This is a genomic window from Mangrovibacter phragmitis, from assembly GCF_040429585.1.
Lineage (GTDB): Bacteria > Pseudomonadota > Gammaproteobacteria > Enterobacterales > Enterobacteriaceae > Mangrovibacter > Mangrovibacter phragmitis.
In genome coordinates, this window is sequence record NZ_CP134782.1 from 5,025,721 (window position 1) to 5,049,481 (window position 23,761).

Consider the following 23,761-nt stretch of genomic DNA (forward strand, 5'->3'; position numbering starts at 1 on the left):
TCGTCACCATTTTTCCCGTCTGGCAGGTGAATCTTTTTGCGGTTCTGACTCTTTCATTGTTGAAGATGACATCGAAGAAAGTATCTGTGGTCCAGAAGAGAGTACCATTTCAACACCCAGCACGGTAAATACCCTGAATAGCCGCTCCATACTGGCACTGGCTGGATTCGCTTCCAGCCGGGCATAGGTTTGTTGTGTTACTCCTAACCTTTCAGAAACTTCTTTTTGTGTCAGTCCATTAGCCTTGCGAAAGCCAATCAGCAATGGACGAATTTGATTCAAAGTTTTCAACGGATAAACAGTATTCATAAGGCATTTACCATTGTTAGAGGCGTTGATACAGTCTATAAGCTGTATTTGGACAATACACCTTATAAGCTGTAAATGCAAAATACAGCTTATAAGCTGTTAAATGAATACAACACCCTATAGGCTGTTAGAAGAGGTATCCTTATATGATGAGCTCTCATCAGCAGCATTCTGGAACTTGGAAATGATAAAGCCAGCATAGTAACCCAATCCTCAATTCAAGTTTTTCGCGCGAAAAACTTGAAGAAAAGGTGTGAATTAATTCTAACGCCAGGTGCTTAGGCTAACAGTGGCAAAAATACGCTTTGATGCCAGTGGCATTACATCAGCATCTATCAATCTACCGCTAACCAATAGGCAAAAGGGTAATGCCACTGGCATCAAAATTTCCATCAAACAATCTTCCCACCTAAGTTCTCGCTTTTCCATTGCTTACAACCCCTCACACCGTCACTCTACGCTGGAGCTAACGCTGAGCTGGAACGTTATGCCAGTCGTCATGTTCTAGCTGAGAGCAATCTATCTCAAAAATAATAAATATTGAGATAGTTGTACAAAGCAGTCTATACTATCTCAAATCAATGATATTTTGAGATAGTAAAATGCCAATCAAAAGACCACCGCGACTTATTCCGTATTCCCAACTCACCGGGGCGGATCTCGAAGCCCACCAGCACTACAGCCGCGTGACGGACGATAAAGGCCGCTATCTTCCGTTTGACGAATTTTGCCGTCGCACGGCCCGTGGAGAAAATGTCTCTATCGCCTGGACGCTTACACGGCGCGCGCGTGACTCAGCCCTTCAACGGATCAATTATCGCAACGAAGCAGGTGAGCAAGCGGGTTTTGTCCTGACGCCTAATATTATGTCAGTGTGTGAGCTGGTAGATAAACACGCCACAAGGCTGGCGCTCAAGGAACTTACCACCCGGCTCAGGGGCGCAGGTAAAGAGTTAACGGCACTAAGCCTGGAAGAGCCAATTACCTCATCGCAACTGGAAGGCGCTAACACAACCACGCTTGTGGCGCGGAACATGCTGGAAAGTGGCAGGGCTCCCCGCACTGAAGATGAACACATGATCGCGGGTAATGCGCGGCTGATGGCCGAAATACCGGAACTTATCCAGGAGCCACTAACACCAGATTTAATCCGCCGTTTCCATGCTGTTGGCATGGGGGGAATTAACGACGAGAAATACCGCCCAGGAGAATTCCGCGACACCGATGATGTGGTGATTGCAGATTATGACGGTAACATCGTTCATCAACCGCCAGCCGCCACCGGCCTGCAGGCACGCCTGCAAATGGTGTGTGACTTCGTTAACGGCACAGAATCCTACATTCACCCCCTGGTGAAAGCCTGTATTCTTCACTTCATGATCGCCCACGAACACCCTTTCCGAGACGGTAACGGACGTACAAGCCGTGGGCTGTTTTACTGGTACATACTGAAATCAGGGTATGACGTGTTTAAATATGTCTCTATCAGCCAGCTACTGCATTCCGCCCCGGCTAAATACGCCCACAGCTACCAGTACACTGAAACCGATGGTATGGATCTGACGTACTACCTCGAATACCAGGCCAGTATTATCCACCGGGCGGTGACACGGCTCTTAAAGCATGTTGACGAACTGGTTGCCTGCGCTGCCCGGATTGACCAATTTTTATATAAATCAGGAAGCTTAGCGCGGCTGAGCGGGCGACAAGTCACCCTACTCAATATCATTTTGGCGGAGCCAGGCAGGAAATATTCCGCCGCAAACGTAGCGGAGGCGCTGGGCGTATCGGATAACACTGCCCGTAATGACCTACGCACCCTGGCGCGTGAAAATCTCTTAACCGAGATATCAGAGAACGACCAGAAAACGGTTTATAAGGTGTCTCGGGAACTGAGTTAATACGCTGGGAGAATAGTGGGAGGGAATAATTTCTTCCCGACTTTCAAATACAATGGCTACTACATTGAGAAAATGCAGTAATGCTCTTCTTCCAAGAAAAGCTTGTTCAAAGCCTGTTTATTATCAGCTTCAGTTACTGGGCGCTCACCTAATGCCACAAATTTAGGATCATGACTGCCGCGCCCCCCATAAGATCAATCTCCAGGCGTTTGACGCGTTGTTCCTGCTCTTTAGCTAGCACTCACTGAAAGTGACATGTATACACGGAAAGCGTTTTATCAGAAGTGAAATTATGGGGACGATGGTATTTAATTATATCGAGTGTGATTACAATCGGTGGCATCGCCACAGTGTCTGCGGCGGTCTTAGCCGGAACAATTTGAAAACAAAAACCTCGCTTAGGATTGTGTCCACATTGTGTTGGTAGGATCAAATCATCAGTGCCGCTACATGCAGCAATTACTTGAACATGTAAATAAGTATATGAATGCTGCTTAGCCGGTCCCCGGCAATCAACATGCTCAGGCTAAGGTTGAACGATAATATGAGCCGTTATTTAGTAATTAATTCAGTAAACCCTTCCGCCTCACGCTGCAGACGATGTTACCATTTAACGTGTTGATAAAAATATGGAAAATAATTTTAAGCACATATGATGCAATGCATAAACAACCCATATGTTTTTACTGATGATACAACTGTTATTACCCTTGGTTGCATAGTTCTCCTGAGTGTTCTATATCTAAGAGCTTAAACTATTTGTCATTGTGCATAGCGACGCCAACGCCAACGCCAACGCCAAGGTAAAGCTTCCTTTTATTTGAAATAATAGAACAACTAAACAAATAGAGTGAAATAATCAATTTTTGTCATTTTTTAAATAAAAATCACTTGTGGCATCCCCCACAAAAATTAGTAGTTGAAGTCATACCGACATAAGAATATAATTATCGGTTTTTAAAAAAAACCAAAAAAATTTTCTCTTGCTTGTAAGGAGTTTGCTTTGAGTCAATCAGAATGCATTTCTTGGGTAAAATGTACTCCCTGGCTAAGTAACTTTCTTAATCGTAGAGGATTAAAACAACCTGATGGCCGTCCACTATATGAATATCATGCGACCAACGATGAATACAATAATCTAACACAATTACTCCGCGCAGTGGGTCAAGTACCGGGTAATATCGATGATAAAGGTCACGCTGCCTGTTTTGTCCTTTTTTGCTCTGAATGGTATCGCAGGGATTATGAGCGCCATTGTGGTTGGACGTGGGACCCTATATATAAAGCATTGGGGGTATCATTAACGTCGACTGAATTACGGATTATTATCCCTAAAGGGATGGAAGGTTACTGGCTCCGCCCAATTCGGTTTTACGAATCGGAACGACGTAATTTTCTCGGAACATTGTTCAGTGAGGGAGGATTACCATTCCGCTTACTGAAGGAATCGGATAGCCATTTTCAGAATGTATTCTCCCGGATTCTCAATCAATATGAGCAGGCACAACTGGCGGGGTTTTCCATACTTTCACTGGTACGAACTGTCATAGAAAAGTCAGCCTTACCAACTGTTTTTAGTGAAGACACCTCTGTCGAACTCATCAGCCATATAGCGGAAAAACTCAGCTCACTTGTTCTAATGTACAACCTGAGCAATCATACCGAACCAGTGAAGCAGCTTGATCAAGTGCATCCAAAATGGCGCGATGAGTTTCCCATGCCTTTGGATGATGAAACAGGCACCCGCTTTCTTAATGGGTTGCTATGTACTGCCTCTGTAGAAACTAAATCACGCTTACAAAAAAATAAGGGTTCCGGTTATCAATTCTATTGGTCGGAAAACCATCCTGATCAAATCCAGGCGGTAATTGCGCTGCCTGATGAACTCATTTTCTCAATCATCAGTCCCCCTTCGACGACGCGATTTGAACTTGCCATTTATGAAGATGGTGAAGAAGTCACAAGTCTCGGTACAGCCTATGCGTCACTGGAGAACGCCCATGCCAAAGTTCGCCTGCGAAAAAATGAGTCCAGATTTGTCAGACGCCAGCCAGCTGCAAGCTTAACGATTGTTGCACGAACTGGAGGAATGATTGTTGGCACCATAAAACTTGAAAATAGTGAAATCGCCGTTGGCGAGGTACCACTTACTTTTGTTTATGATGAAGAACGCTGGTTATTGCAAGGGCAAGCTTCTTGTAATGTACGTAATAGCAATGTTCTTATTGCCTTACCTCAAGAAAAAATCACTCTTTCAGGATATGAAGGCTCTCCAGGAACAGCCTCGTTATTAGGACTTAGAACACTGTCCGTAAAAGGACGACAGGATGTAACCATTTCCGGAGATGAAACATACAGGATCCGCATCGGGAGAGAACAATCTAATCAGAGCGGATTTCATTTTTATGGGAAACATGTAACCTGGGATTGCCATCCTGATGAAACATTCCTTGGTGTACCTAAAGTTACGGCTAAAAACCTGAATACTGAAGATATACAATTCAAACGGTACCTGAGTGGCATATCGTTAGATGAATGTCAGGTACAAGAGATGATGGGTACACAATATGTTTCTATCAGAAATACTCACAATGAAACACTACTGCGTCGAAAAATTGGGATCTTGCCGGCGGATTTTAACATTGAAATAAAAGGTGGCGAGCTCGCCAATGAAGGTTCCATTGTTATCTCAACGCAACATCCCTGCATGACTGTCTTAAAAGATAAAACACTAGAGGTTGCTCGCAAACGCTCAGCAGGACACACAGAAATATTACTTAAAGCAGAAGGAATACCTCCTGCGTTTGTCTCTTTGCAGATTTACCCAAATTTGGGAGCAGCCCCAGTAGAGATGACCTTACCTTTCCCTGCAAAAGGTTGCCTGGCCCTAGATGTAAATGGATGCTCTCTGGATAAAAATATTACTCTGAATGATTTGCTTGGCTCGAGAGCTTTTTTATTTGGTAAAAATGGCGATCCGACACGTTTTTCACTGGAATTACATTTACGTTCCCAAAGTGGGTTACAGGCATGGCAAGAATGGCGTTATACCGCAGGAGAACACCCCGTTGAACTCAATTTATACAGTCTGAGGGAGCACATTGAAAACTTACTGTCTCTTGAGACAGGAATTGACCAGGTTGTAGAGATGCAAATCAAAGGCGCAGGTGCTGTGATAAACTGGCAGATTTGGCGCTATAAATACAGTTTACGCTATGATTATGAAAGAGAACTTCTCATCAGCCAGTCAAACCATTACCGTACAGGGCAAATGCCTTCACCTGTCATTATGTTATTGAGCGAACCGGAGAAGAAAGTCATTCCATTAGCATCAAGAATGAGCGAAGGTGTACCGATAGGTGAATATGAACTGAGTTCGATTATTAACAAAAATGGGCCGTGGTTAGTCGTCCCCAAACAGGGTGAGGAAATGGCGTTTCGCCCCTGCTTCATTCGTGGGGAATCTTCATTACCCATGGATGAAAGTAGTATCCGCTCATTACAGAAAGCAACCCAGCTTTTTAATCCCCAGTCAGAAGTCAACACCATTACACTGGTACTTGAACAGATGGCTAACGATCCCGCGCATTCCGGCTGGCAGTTTATGCGTAACCTGTACGACCAATTTGGTTATCTGCCGCTGGCAACCTTTGAAGTTTGGCGTGCGCTAGTACAGCATCCACGAGCACTGGCGATGTCGCTATTTAAATTTGAGATGTCAGCTGAGTATCTGAGCCGCATTGAAAATGAGTTCCCTATTTTATGGGAGTTATTCCCCATCTTCGAAATCAAAACCGCAGCCGATCGATTTAAATTGTTCCTGAGCCAAAAGGGGGCACCGGAAGAAACTCAGAATTTACTGGTGAAGAGCATGTATCAGCGATTGGGGCTCGTTTTTCCGACATATGCCGACGAAATTGAGAAATGGTTAAGTTACGGACAATTCCCTCCGCCCATTCCAGAGTTCTTCGTTCGCGAGTGGTATCAGGAGCTTTTACGTGAGCATAGTGAAGCTCGCTGGCCAGAGTACGGTAGCAAACAGCTGCATAGCTGGATGGCATCACAAAAAAATCCAGTGATCAGCATTAATCCTGACGCAGATTACCGCTATTCCGTTGCCTGGTTACCCATCTTCGCCGCGGCCGTAGCAAGCGGTAATACCTCTTTTGAAGCCGTATTTGACCATGAACCCGGTGCTGTATTTTTCCTAAGACAGGTCAGGGACTTCGATTCCCGCTGGTTTAAGGCCATCTTCCAGTGCAGCCTGTTGCGTTATTTTGCTCAAAAATAAAAAGGGATAAGAATGACTACACGCTATTTTTCGTCACTTATTGAACAATCGTTGTCTCGTTCAACTGAAGCAACACTGAGTATCATGGGGGTCACAAACCCGCAGTTGCGTGAGCACCTTGCGCAACAAATGGGCGCCGATTGTGGGAAATCAGGCTCATTCCTTGCCTCTCCCGTTTTCCAGCAAATGTTTGGCTGGAAAGAGTCAAACAACACGATGCGCAGCCTGACGGAAGGCAACGCATTGCTAAGTAAAGCCGTGGTTGATTCGCTCGATGATCAGAACAATGGTCGCTACCGTTTTGGTGCTGACTGGAAACCTTTCACTCACCAGCTAGCCAGTTGGAAGGCTTTACTGGAAGAGAAACATTCAGTGGTAGTCACCAGCGGTACGGGTTCAGGAAAAACGGAATGTTTCATGGTTCCTGTGCTGGAGGACCTCTACAAAGAATTACATGAAAATGGCAACAACCCACTTGTCGGCGTCAGGGCCCTTTTCCTCTACCCTCTCAATGCCCTGATTAATTCACAACGTGAGCGCCTGGATGCCTGGACACGTGGTTTTGGTTCTGGAATCCGATACTGTCTCTACAACGGAAATACTGAAAATCTACACGCCGCAGTGAAAAGCGAGCAGGTAAAAAGGCCGAATGAAGTACTCTCACGCGAAAAAATGCGCGAAGAACCAGCTCCGATTCTGGTGACCAACGGCACGATGCTGGAATATATGATGGTCCGCCAAGTCGACGCCCCGATTATCCAGCAATCTAAATCACAAAAATCATTACGCTGGATCGTATTGGATGAGGCGCACACCTATGTCGGCTCGCAGGCCGCTGAACTGGCGCTGCAGTTACGCCGCGTGATGACGGCCTTTGGCGTGATGCCAGATGATGTGCGTTTCGTGGCAACCTCTGCAACTATTGCCGGAAGCGATGCCGAAAAACAACTGAAGAAATTCCTTTCTGAATTATCCGGTATACCGCAGGAGCGCATCGATGTACTGGATGGAAGCCGGGTGATTCCGGAACTGGAACAGTGCAAGCACGTTTATATTCCGTTAGAAGAAATCGAGCAAATCCCTGATACAGACATTAAGGGCGTGAGCCCTGAGCGCTTTGATGCACTTACGCATTCACCTGAGGCGCATTACTTGCGTGAGATGTTAGTCACTCAGCCTAATCCCATGAAGCTGGATACGATGACGCTGCGGTTGAATACACTGACCAAACATAATTACAGCCAGCAGGATGTACTGCGCTGGCTTGACGTTTGCTCTGGTACACAACCCAATACTAGAGATCCGGCATTTCTGAAGGTAAGAGCACATATCTTTCAGCGCAGTACCCAGGGGGTGTGGGCTTGCATTGATAAAGAGTGCAGACAAAAGCATGGCACTCCGCTGGAAAAGGGCTGGCCCTTTGGTTATGTGTATGTGAACCAACGGCAAAATTGTGACTGCGGAAGCCCGGTCTACGAACTGGCATTCTGTAATGAATGTAACGAACCGCATCTTCTGGCACGGGATAAAAATGGCAAACTTGTCCAATGGGAAAATAAAGGTGGCGATGAATTCTCTTTGCAGGATGAGGTGAATGTTGAAAACGACGCCACTGAAGAAAAAGTTGAGAAAGAAAGTAGTTACCACCCTCCACTTATTATTGCGCCAAACAAGACCAGCGAAACAGGTTATATCATACAGCAACTCGATCGCCAGACTCGTCGTATTGGTGTAGTTAATAATGAAAGCATTGAACTGATGATTAACGATATTGAACAGGTATGTAGTGCCAGTGGCTGCGGCTACAGAGGCTCGAGTGGAAAACAACCTTTCCGCCGCGCATTGTTGGGTGGACCGTTTTATGTCACCAATATTGTGCCAACCGTTCTGGAGTATTGTCAGGACTTTACCAGTGAAGAAGGAAAGGAGGGAGTGGGCCCTGATTCACTGCCAGGAAGAGGCCGCCGTCTCATCACCTTCACCGACAGCCGCCAGGGAACAGCGCGCATGGCGGTACGCATGCAGCAAGAGGCTGAACGCAGTCGCTTACGGGGCAGCGTAGTAGAAATATTGGGCTGGCATCAACGAACACAGACTTCCACCACTCCCAATGCTAATACAGATCTGGAAAAGTTATTAGCATTGGCAAAACAGGCACGCGAACAGGCCGAAGAATTTAGAAGCTGGGGATTACCAGAACAAGCGAAGCTGGCAGAAGTACAGGCTGAACAGCTTGAACAAGCTTTTCAGGCTGCAACCGGAGGTAACGTAGCGCCCATTCTGATTTCCCGAACCTGGACAGAAATAGTCAATGAGCTTAAAGAGAAAACAGATATTAGCGGCCCTATTCTGCAATACAATCACTATTTGAAGCCTGAAATTTTCAACGAAAACGGCGGGCCGCTGAAGCTTTCGGAAATGTTGCTTTTCCGGGAATTCATGCGCCGGCCTAAACGAACTAACAGCCTGGAAACGCAAGGACTGGTACGGGTTGGTTACCAGGGGCTGGAAAAGATCCATAAGATCCCGGTACATTGGCAGGAGAAAGGGCTGACCCTGGATGACTGGAAGGATTTTCTTAAGGTTACGCTCGATCTATACGTTCGTGAAAGCAACTTCACACAACTGGACGATGAGTTAAAAAACTGGATTGGTAGTCGTTTTTCGTCAAAATTCGTCCGTAATCCGGAAACGAAAGATCCCGAAGATAATCAGAACAAACGCTGGCCACAAATTCGTAAAGGCAATTTATCTCATCGTTTAGTGAAGTTACTAATGCTTGGTGCCGGATTTAAAAAAGTAAATACGTCGACGATTGATATTATCAATACATGGTTGAAAGAAGCATGGAACCAGCTTACCGGGCCACTTGCCGTACTTAAGCCGGATGGTAACCGTTTCTATTTGCCGAAAGAGCATTTGACCTTCTCTTTAATCACGGATGCATGGATTTGTCCAGTCACCAATAAAATTCTGGACACTGCTTTTAAAGGGTTAACCCCATATCTACCCACTCATATTTCCTTTGAACAACTCACCCAGGCGCAATACGACGCATTTGTCGCGCAGAAGGTCACCATGCCAGAGATCTGGAAGCTGGATCGTTCACAAGAAGACTACGCTCCGGGTCTGGCGAAAGTACGTGAGTGGGTCAGCCATGAGCCGCTGATAGCGCAATTACGTTCGGAAAATGTCTGGACGGATATTAACGATCGTGTCGTGGAAGGCGGATTTTACTACCGCACTGCCGAGCACTCTGCTCAGCAGTCTTCAGAACGCCTGCAAAGCTACGAAAAGATGTTCAAAAACGGGCAGCTTAATGTTCTCAACTGTTCCACCACCATGGAAATGGGGGTTGATATCGGTGGCATTACCGCCGTGGTGATGAACAACGTACCGCCGCATCCGGCTAACTATTTACAGCGTGCCGGGCGAGCCGGGCGTAGCCAGGAATCACGTGCGATTTCTTATACTCTGTGTAAAGGAAACCCGCACGACCAACAGGTTTTTGCCAACCCACTCTGGCCGTTTGAGACCATGATACCGGCACCTATGGTGGCGATGAACTCAGTCCGGCTGGTACAACGCCACGTCAATGCATTATTACTGTCCGACTTTCTATGTCACGTCATTGGCGAAACGGATAAGGAAAAAACCAGTCTTGATAGCCTCTGGTTTTTCGGTGAAGACGACGGGCAATCAAAATGTGAACGCTTTAAAATCTGGCTCGAGCGTCCGGTTCTTGATATCGACGCAGCGCTGGAACGGCTGGTGAAAGGCACAGCATTACATGGCGCCAGACCCGACCTGTTGCGGGATAAAACAATCCATGCGATTACGTTCTTGCAGCAGCGATGGCTTTCCGTCTACCGCGGTCTTGTAGCCCAGGAGCGAGAATCGCAGCCACAAACACCTTATCGCAAGCGCATAGAACTGGAGAAAAAGCGGCACTGTGGCGAATATTTGCTGCGTGACCTGGCGGCCAGAACTTTCCTGCCTGGATACGGCTTCCCGACAGATGTGGTGACATTTGATAACTTCACCATGGAAGACTATGTCCGTGAAAAATCACAGAAAAGCCGGGATAAAAAAGATCGCGAAGATAACGTTTCGCGTTATAAAGGACTCCCCTCCCGCAACCTTGGGGTTGCCATCCGTGAATATGCACCAGGTGCAGAAATTATTCTTGATGGCCGGGTCTTCCGTTCTGCCGGCGTCTCCCTGCACTGGCACAATATTAATGCCGATACCAATGAAGCCCAACGTCTGGATTGCGCCTGGCGCTGCCACAAATGCGGGACCATAGGCTATGAAGAGGGGTTGAGCAGTTCCGGGACGCTATTTTGCACCAACAGTGCCTGTGGTGAAAAAATCATCCTGGATAATCGCCGCCAGGTGCTGCAGCCTGCCGGGTTTGTGACCGATGCGCATGCGCCAGTGACGAACAATATTGAAACCATGAAATTTATCCCGGTTGTCCCTGCCTGGGTATTTGTTAAAGCAGAACCTGTACCGCTGCCTAACCCGATAATGGGGTATATGTCATCTGGCGCTGATGGGCATGTTTTCCAGCAAAGCCTTGGAGAAGGTGGGCATGGTTACGCACTTTGCCTGAGCTGCGGTCGCGCAGAGTCGATGTTGAACGCAAACGATGTGCCGAAAAGTATGGAAGCCCACTACCCGCCACGTCCGGGAAAAGCGGATCGCGACAACCAGAATCAACGTCTAATTTGCCCCGGTTCGACGGCGCTCATGAAGAACGTCACACTGGGGGCATTGGCACGAACGGATGTCTTTGAAATGGTTCTACGCAAGCCGCAAAACGGTGAATATCTGCCGGATAGCACGGAAGAAGGCCGGATTGTTGCCATGACTCTGGCAGTTACCCTACGCCAGGCGCTGGCCGGGGTTTTGGGTATCTCCGCGGCAGAACTGGGCTACGCTGTGCGTCCTGTCAGACTGGAAGACGGGCAATCAGTATTAGCCATTCAACTTTACGATGTGATTAGCGGTGGTGCGGGTTTTGCATCCAGTGCACCAATGCACATTGAGGCCATTCTATTGGGAATGGTGAAACAATTAGGCTGCCACCACTGCGATACGGCATGCAGTGAATGCCTCCTCGACTCCCAGACTCGCCACGATCACGATCTGCTGGATCGTAAAGCAGCACAGGCATGGCTTGGTGATGACTTCTCGTACTACATCGGTTTGCCGGATGATGAAACATTCTCGCTACCGGATGCCCGATATTGCCCGGGAGCCATTGGCGATACCCTTCGTCGGGCGATTAACGAAGGAGCTGAAAAACTCACTCTGTGGATGAATGGGCCACTCAATGAGTGGGATCTTTATGCCCGTCAATTCCGGGCGGCTATTCAGAACTACCGGGTAAAAGACAATGTCGCGGTCGACCTTGTCATTCCTGCTGGCGTAGATGATCCGGAGCTGTTGCATGAGCTTTCGCAGTTTACTGCTTTGGGCGTGCGTTTGTGCCATAGCGAACAGGTTCTGGAATTGCCGATTGTGGCGCAAATCGCCTTTGCTGATCGCATAATGACGCTGGCTTCACGCAGCCAGCAGGCAACTATCCCGGGGCCAGGCTGGCACCTGAATGACGAACTGGTCATTCGCAGCCTCGGCTATAAAACGGTAAAACTGAACGAGTTTGTTCTGCCGGGAAAAGCAGCGAATGCTGTTGAGCGTGTAAAAGACATAGAGATTCATAAACAGTTAAATGGTCCACTTTCGCAGTTCGGACAACGCTTCTGGGACGCGCTGTTTAACAGCCATGAAGAAGCACAGTCGCTGATGAAAAACCCGCGAATCACCTGCGTTCACTATACCGATCGCTATCTGCAAAACCCGGTTGCGCTGGCGCTGCTGGGGGCGATACTGAAACCGCTAAAAACAAAGCTGACCGATGACGCTGAGCTTAAACTTGATACGCTGTTTAAGCCCAAAGATCGTCCCGGTAACAGACCATTCCATGACTGGATGAGCAACGTGGATTTTCAGGATTTCGCCGACCAGTGGTTTACTGCGGCAATGGGCAGAGCGGTAGAACTGACTGTGTTCGATTCACCGCGAGATATTCCACATCATCGTAAGCTGACGGTGACCTTTGAAAATGGTCAGACGTTGAAAATCCGTTTCGATCAGGGAATGGGATACTGGCGTATCGAATTCCCGTATGTATGGCGTAATTTTGACTTTGCCGATGACGTGACTTATCAGCTCGGAAAAATGGCGCAAGCCTGCCAGGAAGGTACGGTGATTAATAGCGAGGAAAGCTGGGCAACGGATGTGCTGGTAGAGGTGATGGCGTCTTAATGGATTAGCGCTCCCAATAAAGAGTTGGGAGCGCTAAAAATGCACGAATCAGTGACTTTAGATAATCACTATTACGCTTTTTTACGCGCGGCTTTTTTACCGCTACTGGTTGCGCGTTCGGCTTTGATCTTTTCCAGCAGAGCGGCGGCGCTATTTTCACCATTGATAAGCTCTGGGTTTTCGGCACGCCACTGGGCAGTAAGCTCGCCGCGGAAAGCTTTTGCCAGGATCGACTGGGTGAGGTTGTTGACACGAGTTAGGGCGTTGTTGACCTGTTTTTCAATGGTATCGGCGTAGGTGAAAAGCTGTTCGACGCGGCGGACGATTTCGGCTTGTTCTGGGAGTGGGGGAATATTAAGTTGAAGCTTCTTAAAATTCTTCAAATTAACTTTTTGTTGAGCAACTCCTGCTGATATTTCAATAACTTTCTCCCTAAACTCATTCGACATTATCGTAAATAAAATAAATTTAGAGAGCGCTAGCTCATTAGCTACTCTTAATTTTATGCAGTCAGCTGTAATCACTGCCTCTTCACAATCGGAAGGGTAGATGGCAGCATCTCCCGGTGGATCACCCATTTTTGTAATAAGAAGATCACCAGGTTTTGCTCTATGTGCTTTGAGTTCTTCAAATTTTGATGAGTCTATGTATCGTGTTTCGCTATTAGAGAAACTACATGCTCTAATATCGCGAACAAATATCAACGGATGACCTTCTTCCCTATAATCTTCAACTTTTAAATTACTACCAAATGGACCGATGCCGAGTGAGTATTTATCGCTGCAAGCTAGCCGTTCAAGGGGCATTTCTACCCAATTATCTTTTAATTTATTTTGGACACGAAAAATTTCTGTTAATTTTCCATTAATAGCTATAGTCAGAACTGCCTGACGAAAACGTTTCAGGATTTGTGGTATTTGCTTAAGACGTGCTTTAGTGCTGTCTACCTGCGCCAGCAGCGTATCGAGTTTTTCGGCAATGATTTTTTGTTCGGAAATCGAAGCTATCGGGAGATTTAAGTCTCGAATAATTCCTAAGTTAATTCTAGGCCTTGTAGTGCCTTTTATATGTTTATTAAGTTGACTAATAACCAATGGTGAATTTAACAAGTAAGTTAAATACCGTTTATCAAATGCAAGATCATTAATACGTAAGCGCACTAGATCAGCAACAATGATCCCATCCTGGAAGTTTTCCGGAATTATGCACGCTAGACCTAAAGGATCTCCCAGCTTTGTAATGACAATATCGCCTTTTTTATATGAATGCCTAGATAGTTCAACGGCTTTTTCATTTGAAACATACTTTATGTTTTTGTTAATAAAGTGTAGACGCTTGATATTCTGTAAGCGAATTATTGGCGTTCCACTGAGCTGATATTCAGATGCTTTTAGGTTCGACCCAAAAGGGCCATCAACAATGTCATTTTTGGGGCTAACGACAAAATCACTGGCTTTTCCTAAAATCCATTCTTTAGGCATTAAATCACTCATGCCTTCACCTCACCAAATGCTTCATTCAGCAACTGACGCTGCGCATCCGTTTCATCGCCCGCGCTCAGCTCGCGCATCAGCGCATCCAGCTCGCCCAGCGCCTGTACCAGCTCGCCCATCGCTTCTGCCGCCAGCACGTCCGGCTCTGGCAGGCTGTCGGCGTCGATGCTGTCCTTATCCTTCAGCCAGGAGATATCCAGCGAATCGGATTTCGCCGTGCGGATCCACTCGCGCCTGAACTTGCGCCAGCGGCTGGTGGCCTGGTGTTGGTCGGTGTTTTTGTTCTCTTCGCTGTCGGCGACTTCGCTCTTTTCGGCGTTAAAGCTCCATTCGCCTTCGGTACGCGGGCTTAAGCCGTGCGGATCTTCACCGTAGACGGTTTCAAACGGCTGCAGGTGCTGTTCGGTAAACGGCGTGCGCTTGCCGAAGCTCGGCATATTGGTGCGCAGGTCATACACCCACACGTCATCGGTGCAGTTTTTATCCTGATTCGGGTTGGCTACCGTGCCTTTGGTAAAGAACAGCACGTTGGTTTTGACGCCCTGGGCGTAAAAGATGCCGGTCGGCAGACGCAGGATGGTGTGCAGATGGCATTTGTCCATCAGGTCGCGACGAATATCGGTACCCTTGCCACCTTCAAACAGTACGTTATCCGGCACCACCACCGCCGCACGGCCGCCGGGGCGCAGGGTTTCAATAATATGCTGCATAAAGCACAGCTGTTTGTTGCTGGTCGGGTGCACGAAGGTGCGGGTGATGTTGGTGCCCGCGGCGCTGCCAAACGGCGGGTTGGTGGCGACGATATCGGCCTGCGGTAAATTCTCGCCGTCGCTGCCCAGCGTGTTGCCCAGACGGATGGCGCCGCCGTGGTCGAGGTTGCCTTCAATATCGTGCAGCAGACAGTTCATCAGCGCCAGACGACGGGTGCCGGGAACCAGTTCGAGGCCGATAAACGCGCGGTGGATCTGGAAATCCTGGGTGTCGCCATCAAGGTCATCCAGATCGTGAGTCTGAGATTTCACGTAACGATCGGCTTCAATCAGGAAGCCCGCTGTACCCGCAGCCGGGTCCTGCACCACTTCACGCGGCTGCGGCTTTAGCAGATGGATAATGGTTTTGATCAGCGGGCGTGGGGTGAAGTACTGGCCCGCGCCTGATTTGGTTTCGTTGGCGTTCTTTTGCAGCAGCCCTTCGTACATATCGCCGAAGTCATCGCGGGACTTCCCGTGGTCGCCATTGTACCAGTCCAGCGCGTCCATATAGCTGACCAGTTCAGTCAGCTGTTTGGGCCGTTCAATGGTGGTGCTGACATTATGGAATACCGCCTGCACCAAATTTTTCTCATCTGAGCCTAACTGAACCAGCAAGTTACGGTAGAACTGCATCTGATCCTGGCCAATACGCGATTTCAGGTCATCCCAGCGGTAGCCTTCCGGCAGGTAGTCTGCTTCCTGGCCAGTCTCCTTGCACATTTTCAAAAACAGCAGCGAGGCAAGTTCATTGACGTAGTTTTGATAGGAGACGCCGCCGTCGCGCAGGTTGTCGCACAGTTTCCACAGCTTAGCGACCAGATCGTTATTGTTCATTGAAAATCCCATGTAAAACATCGGCCCTTATCGGGGCCGCAGAAAAAGAAATTGCCGGGGATGATAACGCGTCAGGCGAGCTCATCCCAGATGTAATCGCTGAACTTATCCAGCACGCTGTCGAGGTTGTCGTCAAAGGTGCGCTGTAACATTGGCTTACCGCCGCGACGGTGGAAATTACCGGTTTTGAACACGTCGTCGTCGAGCACCACTTTCTCTTTCAGCGCCTGCGCTAAACGGTCGAGCCAGCTTATCTGCTCAGGGCTCCAGTCGTTCTCGCCTTTGATGCGCGCCAGCGCGTGATCGACACGCTCGTCGAATGGTTTGAGCGCATCGCCCACCGCCGCACGGCGGATATGGCCGATCAGCCTGGCGGCGATATCCTGATTACGCGTCGCTTTCCACGCGCTGCGCAGGGACGACTCTTCAAAATGCTGGCGGTCAAACCACTCCTGCAATTCCACCAACCCTTTACGGGTGAGGTCGCGCGGACGATTGATCACCGCCTGCAGCGCGGGCTGGGCGTTAGGAGCGTGCTGCACCAGCGCATCGAACGCTTCGAGGAAATCCTGCGGCGTGTCATAGTCGCCGTACAGCGACTTGACGCTCACCACCTCATCGTCAATATCGAGGAAGATGGGGGCGTCGCGCAGGGCATTGATATCGGTTTTTAGCCTTTCCAGGCGGGCGATAAAGCCGGGGAGCTTATTGAAAATCTCGGCGCTCCAGTGCGGCCCTTTTTCCCGCAGGCGCGAAGCCAGACCACCGAAGTTGACACCCGCGGCATCCAGGCACAGTTCATCCAGACGGCGGACCTGCTTATCCACCGCTTCGCTGCGATCGCGGTTATAAGTGGCGAGGCCGATAATTCTCTGCAGCTTGGCGACCAACTGTTCATGGCTGTGCTCGGCAAAACTGCGGCCATCCGCTTCAATGATTTTGTAGGTTTCAGAGTCCGTAATTTCATTGACCAGTGTTTGTAGCTCCACTTGCGGACGCACAACCACCGGGCGCATGGTGTCGACGCTTTCCAGTGAGCTGTAGATATCAACGCAGTCGAAAATCTTAAAGCTGGTTTTCCCCACCGACGGGCACAGACGCGTGGCGCGGCCCTTCATCTGCTCGTAGAGAATGCGGCTTTTGACTTTACGCAGGAACACAATATTACAGATAGACGGAATATCCACGCCGGTGGTCAGCAGGTCAACCGTGACCACGATATTGGGTAGCCGCTCTTTGTTGAAGCGGACGATCATGCTTTGCACTTTCTTCGCATCTTTATCGGCATCACCGGTGATCTTGATAATCGCGTCGTGCTCCAGCTGCGGATACTTTTTCTTAAACGCGGTGCACAGCTCGTCAACCACCATGTCGGCATGGGCGTTGGTGACGCAGAACACCAGCGTTTTTTGCTGCCCGGTGGGATTCAGGTATTTGGTGAGCTCACCGCATACCGCACGGTTAAACGCCGGGATCACCAGGCCGCGGTTAAAATCGGCAACCTCAAAATCCTGATCATCGGCCAGCGTGTCGTTGATCAGCTCGCCTTGCGGGTTCAGGCGCTCCACCTGTTCGCCCTCGGAAAGATAGACCCCATCCAGCGCGTTACGCGTGACAATCTGAATGGGGGGGGCCTGGTCGATCAAGTAGCCGTCGATCACCGCCGTTCGGTAGGTGTAGCGGTAAACCGGCTCGCCGAAAATATCTACCGTGTGCAGCGCTGGCGTGGCGGTCAGGGCAATTTTTACCGCATCGAAATGATCGAGAATGCGGCGGTAGGCGGAAACATAATCCAGCTGGCTTCGGAACTGCAGCTCGCCTTCGGTCTGCTCTTTATCGAGAATGTAGCCGCGATGTGCTTCATCGACCACGATACAGTCGTAGCGACCAACCGGCATCGGTTCATCTGATTGCAGTGTGCGTTTAACCAGAGACTGAACCGTAGCGACGTGAATTTTGGTGCTGTCTTCCGGGAATTTATCAGTCAATCCTTTGATATCGAAAATGCTGTTAAAAGTGTCGCCGTTAATCCGTGTATCTTCGAACGATCCCAGCGCCTGCTCGCCAAGCGAGCGACGATCAACCAGGAACAAGACGCGTTTGAAACGCTGCGACTGGATCAGGCGGAACATCAGGGCGATGGCGGTACGGGTTTTACCGGTACCGGTCGCCATCGCCAGCAGGATCTCTTGTTGGCCGTTAACAATGGCCTTCTCTACCGCGCGAACGGCATCCTCCTGGTAATAACGCAGGCCGAGTTCACTCATTCCGGGGTTTTCAGCAAACCACTGGTTTTGTTTCTGTGGGTCGCAGCCCAGCATATCCTGCAGCTCTTCCGGGCGATGCCATTCCGGCAGTGCTTTCGACATGTTGGTGGTGTGGCGGACGTCGCGATACCAGATACCACTTTTGGTCTTCATCGCCGCGCGGTATTCGCGCCCGTTGGTGGAGTAGCAAAAAGGGATTTTAAAGTGCTGTTTACCGCTGGTGTCCTGCCAGCTGATTTCGTAGACCGGTACGGCGTCGTATATATCGTCGGGAGTAAAGTACTCCAAAAGTGTATTGCGCAAAAAAGCGTTATCAAAATATTTACTGTACCGATAAGCCTCATTAAGCTTGTCGGGAATATCAATATTTTTACGTTTTGCTTCGACCACAGCGATGGGCTTGAGGCCAATGAACAGAACATAATCCGCAAAGCCTTGCTTCCCTGTTTCATCTTTGCCAGTTGGCCATTCGGCAATGGCTTTATTTACACCCGGTTCCGGACGTTCACCTTTGGCAAAGCGTAGCGTTTTGCTATCAGCCTGCCAGCCCGCTTTACGCAACTGGGCGTCAATCAGGAATCGACTCTCTTCCTCGCTGAGATTCAGCGTGCGCTTGATAGCCTGGTCGGTGATTTCTTTATGATAGGCCTTACGTTCCTGTTCGGTCTGTTTTGCTAACTCAGCGTTTTTGGCAGCGAGCTGTGCTTCCAGGGCAGCCACGCGGGCTTTGGTCTGGGCTTCAGTTTCCTGCTGCTTGCTTTCGAGAACGGCAATGTATCCGTTAAGTGCAATTAAGCGTTGCTGCTGAGCTTCCAGCTCTACCTGGCTGTGTACTTTTTCCTGTGCCTGCTGTTCCAGTTGCTGTTTGAGAGTGAGGACTTCGGCGTGGTAGAGATTCTCGCCGTGCTCAGGCATCACAAAAGCCGGTACCGGAAAATCGTAATCTTTGGTCACCAGCCGGTAATACCAAACGGCAAGACGGAATCCGAGACGCAGGCACATCTGGGCATCATCCAAATCATTATGGTATTCGTGGACGGCCTGGTTGCCAATTCGGCGCAATTTATGGAATACAGAAAGGATGCTGTCATCAACAAAGGAAATTTTGCCCAATTCACGCAGAAGATCGTGTTGATTCTCACAGAGGGGTATATCCAGCAGCAGGCCAAGGTGTTTAGCCGTCGCTTCACCAAACATACGCATTTTCACCAGCGTAGTGTTGGGGTCATTCGGATAATTATTTTCCGCCGCACAGGCGATGGCATAAGTGAAATCGTTGACGCCCTTCAGGAACTCAAAATTGGATTTAGTCATCATTAAGTTTTAATCCATCGCTGTGCAAGCCTATCCATATATTTAAGGCTCATAACTCTTTATCTTAGCTTTCCACATCTTCCCGGGCAATAACCAGCGTCACAGTAACTAACTCATTCTTAAGGAGTCGTACATTTTGTATATGCTGTACTAAACACAAAAAGTCCCAAAATCAAACAGGCTAACCCCCCTTCTCCCGATTAGCCTCCAGATAATCCGCCTTATGGTTATACGTCGCACGTACAGAGCTACGCTCCTGGTGACTCATCTGCCGTTCTACCGCATCCCTCGACCACAAACTTCCGTTTTTGTGTCATAGCCCATCACTGAAACGCCTTGTTCACCGCATTCTCACTCATGGGTTTACGAGGATGTTGAGCGCCTACAAAGATCAGCTCATGGTTCCCATTCATGCTTTTGATCTTTTCCAAAATGGCGAGAATCTGGAGAGATAAGAGAACAAGATGAAGTACCCGCATCGGTAAGTTGATGCTGATTGAATCAGGTCGAATGGTGAGAGTAAAAAGCAAGAAAAGCCTTGAGGACACTAGATTTCAGACACAAAAAAAGCCACCCTCAGGTAGCTTACTTTGCATCGCTTGGTGCGAAGGCCGGACTCAAATCACACTTTAATTTCATGAAAAATATATATAATTTTAAATTAACAATGATAAGTGCCCCTTTTTGTGCCCCCATGCTTTTTTGTGCCCCTACAAAATCCGACATCTAATGGTAAGTTATCAAATCTCTCCTTGTTAGGTTCCGTGCATCGGATCCTAACCAGGACAATACACCATATGGATGCTCGTTCGGATTAATCACCCGTCATTCCATACAAAAACTTATGCTTTTGGATGTGGGAGCAAAAAGTTTTTTTATGGAAAACTGTTCACAGTGTTCACTGAGCATTTTTGTGCTTAATATTCAATGCATTAAAAAGTGAATAGTTGATGAACAGTGAACACTTTACTGTTCACTGCTGCTGGCTAGTCTGCTGTGAGCGAAAAGCAGAAATATTAGGTGATGTGCGAATGAACCCGAGCCAGCCTCCTGGCCACCTCGGATGTGTAGGTTGGTTACCTAAAAAATCTATTTGTCATCTTCCGCTTCCGCTTCCTCTTCCTCATCCTCTTCACTATTGGGAGTGATAAACAAAAAGTTTGTCTGAAAAATTATATAGCCCTCAGCTTTCTTAACACTATAGTCACTCAGTACGTTAAGAACGCTGAGTGGGAAGTCATCTTCATAATTGTCAACATCTAAGTATTCATTCCAGCGGCCAAAAATTTCACGCCTGAAGAACGCAGGTGTTATACGCCCCCCATCTTTTTGAAACCACTGCAATAGTTTGAATGTTGGAATGTAGGTCGAGCCTTTGTGATACAACTCGGCAAAGTGCATTGTCAGTTCATGAGTTATGCGTGGATTGATCTTTATCATCTGTAAACCCTCTCTTTTCCTGTAGTGGTAAGAAGCATAACACCATTAGAGTGCTATTGAAATAGCAATGTTATAAATATAAGAGTGTTATATTTAACACAATCAAAAAAAATCATTTAAATACAATTAGATATTGTATATTTTACACTATAAATTACTCCATAAATACTTTCCTGCTACTCCTCCAACTGTGTAATACCTAACTCACTAAAAAATCCGAAAGGTCATTCTTACCAGACCCCACTAGTTGGCACACAACGATATTAACAACATTCACTCTTGGCACTGAGCTGCGCTGATTACTTTCAATGGGAAAAAGTTTTTGGGAAAAACTGTTCACAGTGTTCACTCTTCATCTTTCTTTATCATATTCATTGGGTTACGAGGTGAACACCTGGTGAACAGTGAACACTTTACTGTTCACTCTGGCTGATTTTCAGGTAAAAAAAGACCGGCATCAGCCGGTCAGGGTAGTTTATTTTGCGGTGGGTTCGTCGCACTTCGGCAGCCAGTCGGCGTTGCTTTCCTCTTTCAGTGTGAGGTTGGTCTGCATGCCCTGATTTGTCCGCCGTTTGTCGTAATTCAGGCCGTACTCTTTCAGCATGGACGACAGCCCTTTACCGAACATGGTCAGGCTGAGGGTGTTTTTGTAGCCGTGCGCCTCCATATAAACCAGATAGGCATGATACAGGTACAGGCGCGGCTGACGCGGGATAATGTTGGCGTTCCCCATATACATCCCGTCAGCGTCCGGCAGGGCTTCCAGATAGCCACAAAAATCAAAGGCCGGGTCAGCATCGCGCTTGATGCTCAGTGCTTCGTCCGAGTTCTGCTGTGCCTGGAGCAGTGCGCGGGCGCTCATCGGGTCGCTGAACTTCTGCATCAACTGGCGCACGATAACGGCCAGCTCACAGGCGATTTTGTCCTTAAGCTGCGGGTCGCGGTCTTCCGGCGCAATCTGTTCCGGGAAATGGATTATCACCCGGCGACGGGACACGCCGCCGCTGCGGTCAGTGAAGCGCATCGGGTTGTTGTTCACCGCCAGAATCACTGCCGGAATGTGCGTGGAATAGCCATTCTGGTATTTCGGGTCGACCGATACCGCATCACCGCCGGTAATGGCCTTGAGCCCGGCACCGTCACCGCTCCATTTCTCCTGGTCAGGTAAGCGAATCAGTGAGAAGCCCGTCAGGGCAGCGCGTTCGCGGGGTAATTCCAGCATGTCGATGGTGGCCGATGTTGCGTTATCCGCCCCGGCGAGCATCGTGGCAATTTCAGTCATAATACTTTTTCCGCTGCCACCGGGGCCGGTGACTTCGAGAAAGAGCTGCCAGTCGTAGCGGTTCGCCAGCACCATAAACAGCGCAGCCAGTATCACGTCACGTTTGTCTGAGCGGCCACCGGCGGCACGGTCGAGCCAGTGCCAGAAGTTCGGCGCATGGGTTTCCAGCGTTTCCCCGGCCACCGGCGCGGTGAAATCAACATCACACAGGGTGCGCAGCCAGTGCGATTTGTGGTGCGGGCTGAACAGGCCGGTGCCGGTATCGAGCACACCGTTACGAAAACCAATCAGGCGCCGTGAGGGTGCGCTCTGCTGCGGAATAATCAGTTTCAGGGTGTCCACCACTGCGTTAATGGCGGCCGACGAGAACGGGGCGCGCAGACGCTGAAACAGCCCGGCCACGTCACGGGCAAAATCCAGTGGCGGAATGATTTTCCAGATACCGTTTTCATAGCGGGACAGGAGCTGGCCGCCGGTGTCGACCGCCAGTGCCTCGCCGTAATGCTCATGCACCCGCGCCGCCTTTTCACTGGCTCTCATGGCAGTAAATTCCGCCTCGCTCATGGTGTCGAACGGGCTCTGAACCGGTGGCCGCAGGGCGTCGTAAATGGCCTGACGTGTGGTGTCTTCGCCGTGCTGTATAAACGCATCATTCCAGTCACCAAACACCGGCGGCAGGGCGACAGTTCCCTCACAGGTTTTTGCGGCTGCGGCGGCTTTGCCCTGACCGTTGCCATTGAGGTCACGGTCGGCGGCGAAAACAATCTGGCAGGCCGGGTGTTTCTGCCGGACAAGGCTCGCCAGGGAAAGAAGGTTCACGGACGACAGCGCCACCATCACGGTTTCCCCGGTCAGGTGATGTACGGTCAGTGCCGTGGCATACCCTTCGGCAATCCACAGGCGTTTCCCGGCCTGTTTCTGGCCGTTGAAGGTATGGCAAGTCCCTTTCACCTGGCCGCCTTTCAGCGTGCGTTTCTGGCCGTCAGCACTGATTAGCTGGACATTCACCAGTGCGCCGGTGTCGTCATACAGTGGCACCACCACATCACCGGCGCGGTACGACACGCCACCGGTTTTGTGCGCCCCTGTCAGCACGGAACATTCATAATCCGGGAAGCCCTTGCCGGTCAGGTAGGCGTTACCGGTGGCCGTGCGGGTTTTTGCCATCAGGGTGACGGCCAGTGCGGCCGCTGCTTTGCGCCCGGCTTCCGTTCCGGCTTCTGCTGATGCAATCATTTCCGGGGCGACCGGTGGCAGATTACCGGTCACGGCATTCACCTTTCCGGCGGCCTCTGCCGCTGACACCCCGAACACCCTTTCAACCAGTGTCAGGCCGTCACCCGCGCCGCACCGGTTGCAGTACCATGTGCCGCGCCCCTCCTGGTCATCAAAGCGGAACCGGTCACTGTGCGTATCGCCACCACAAATCGGGCAGGCCTGATGGCGGTTTTTCAGCACCTTCACACCCAGCGCCGGAAGAATGCGCGGCCAGTGGCCGCGAGCCCGTTCTACGGATTCCGTTACGTTCATGTTCATGGTTATTAT

9 protein-coding genes and 2 pseudogenes are annotated in these 23,761 nt (G+C 49.2%); 4 read left to right on the forward strand and 7 right to left on the reverse strand.

The window, feature by feature from the left end; translation table 11 throughout:
• Positions 1 to 3: 3 nt before the first annotated feature.
• Positions 4 to 309 carry a helix-turn-helix transcriptional regulator gene (locus MPHASIOC01_RS24195; RefSeq protein WP_064598433.1) on the reverse strand — a complete coding sequence of 102 codons (306 nt, stop codon included), beginning with the start codon at positions 307 to 309 and terminating at the stop codon, positions 4 to 6.
• Between the two features lie 602 nt (positions 310 to 911).
• On the opposite strand from MPHASIOC01_RS24195, the gene MPHASIOC01_RS24200 reads away from it, so the two are divergent.
• From MPHASIOC01_RS24200 to MPHASIOC01_RS24220, 4 genes and pseudogenes are all read left to right on the forward strand, one after another.
• The gene (locus MPHASIOC01_RS24200) at positions 912 to 2,210 is read left to right on the forward strand and encodes a Fic family protein (protein ID WP_353613460.1); all 1,299 of its coding nucleotides are present in this window, start codon (positions 912 to 914) and stop codon (positions 2,208 to 2,210) included.
• 238 nt (positions 2,211 to 2,448) lie between these two features.
• Positions 2,449 to 2,612 (forward strand): annotated as a pseudogene (locus MPHASIOC01_RS24205) (IS3 family transposase); the annotation flags it as partial.
• A gap of 601 nt (positions 2,613 to 3,213) precedes the next feature.
• Complete coding sequence (locus MPHASIOC01_RS24215) at positions 3,214 to 6,501, forward strand: STY4851/ECs_5259 family protein (protein WP_353613461.1); 3,288 nt, start codon at positions 3,214 to 3,216, stop codon at positions 6,499 to 6,501.
• Positions 6,502 to 6,513: 12 nt separating this feature from the next.
• Positions 6,514 to 12,834 carry a DEAD/DEAH box helicase gene (locus MPHASIOC01_RS24220; RefSeq protein ID WP_353613462.1) on the forward strand — a complete coding sequence of 2,107 codons (6,321 nt, stop codon included), beginning with the start codon at positions 6,514 to 6,516 and terminating at the stop codon, positions 12,832 to 12,834.
• A 71-nt stretch (positions 12,835 to 12,905) separates the two neighbouring features.
• Here the strand turns inward: MPHASIOC01_RS24220 and MPHASIOC01_RS24225 are convergent, their stop codons facing one another.
• The 6 genes and pseudogenes from MPHASIOC01_RS24225 to MPHASIOC01_RS24250 all read right to left on the reverse strand — a co-directional run bounded on the left by MPHASIOC01_RS24225 (position 12,906) and on the right by MPHASIOC01_RS24250 (position 23,752).
• Positions 12,906 to 14,327, reverse strand: a complete 1,422-nt coding sequence (locus tag MPHASIOC01_RS24225; RefSeq protein ID WP_353613463.1) for a restriction endonuclease subunit S — start codon at positions 14,325 to 14,327, stop codon at positions 12,906 to 12,908.
• Entirely contained in the window at positions 14,324 to 15,913 is a 1,590-nt protein-coding gene (locus MPHASIOC01_RS24230) for an N-6 DNA methylase (RefSeq protein WP_353613464.1), read from the reverse strand. The genes MPHASIOC01_RS24225 and MPHASIOC01_RS24230 overlap by 4 nt, the downstream gene beginning before the upstream one ends.
• A gap of 71 nt (positions 15,914 to 15,984) precedes the next feature.
• Positions 15,985 to 19,497 (reverse strand): type I restriction-modification system endonuclease, encoded by a 3,513-nt coding sequence (gene hsdR, locus MPHASIOC01_RS24235; RefSeq protein WP_353613465.1) that lies wholly within the window; start codon positions 19,495 to 19,497, stop codon positions 15,985 to 15,987.
• A 178-nt stretch (positions 19,498 to 19,675) separates the two neighbouring features.
• Positions 19,676 to 19,973: pseudogene (locus MPHASIOC01_RS24240) on the reverse strand (tyrosine-type recombinase/integrase); the annotation flags it as partial.
• 610 nt (positions 19,974 to 20,583) lie between these two features.
• Entirely contained in the window at positions 20,584 to 20,934 is a 351-nt protein-coding gene (locus tag MPHASIOC01_RS24245) for a hypothetical protein (protein ID WP_353613466.1), read from the reverse strand.
• A gap of 475 nt (positions 20,935 to 21,409) precedes the next feature.
• Positions 21,410 to 23,752, reverse strand: coding sequence for a primase-like DNA-binding domain-containing protein (locus MPHASIOC01_RS24250; RefSeq protein WP_353613467.1), 2,343 nt, complete (start codon positions 23,750 to 23,752; stop codon positions 21,410 to 21,412).
• Positions 23,753 to 23,761 lie beyond the last annotated feature (9 nt).

Coding starts and splice junctions, on each gene's coding strand:
- hsdR (WP_353613465.1), bottom strand. CDS start 19,497: ATGATGACTAAATCCAATTTTGAGTTCCTGAAGGGCGTCAACGATTTC.
- MPHASIOC01_RS24225 (WP_353613463.1), bottom strand. CDS start 14,327: ATGAGTGATTTAATGCCTAAAGAATGGATTTTAGGAAAAGCCAGTGAT.
- MPHASIOC01_RS24200 (WP_353613460.1), top strand. CDS start 912: ATGCCAATCAAAAGACCACCGCGACTTATTCCGTATTCCCAACTCACC.
- MPHASIOC01_RS24220 (WP_353613462.1), top strand. CDS start 6,514: ATGACTACACGCTATTTTTCGTCACTTATTGAACAATCGTTGTCTCGT.
- MPHASIOC01_RS24250 (WP_353613467.1), bottom strand. CDS start 23,752: ATGAACATGAACGTAACGGAATCCGTAGAACGGGCTCGCGGCCACTGG.
- MPHASIOC01_RS24195 (WP_064598433.1), bottom strand. CDS start 309: ATGAATACTGTTTATCCGTTGAAAACTTTGAATCAAATTCGTCCATTG.
- MPHASIOC01_RS24230 (WP_353613464.1), bottom strand. CDS start 15,913: ATGAACAATAACGATCTGGTCGCTAAGCTGTGGAAACTGTGCGACAAC.
- MPHASIOC01_RS24245 (WP_353613466.1), bottom strand. CDS start 20,934: ATGATAAAGATCAATCCACGCATAACTCATGAACTGACAATGCACTTT.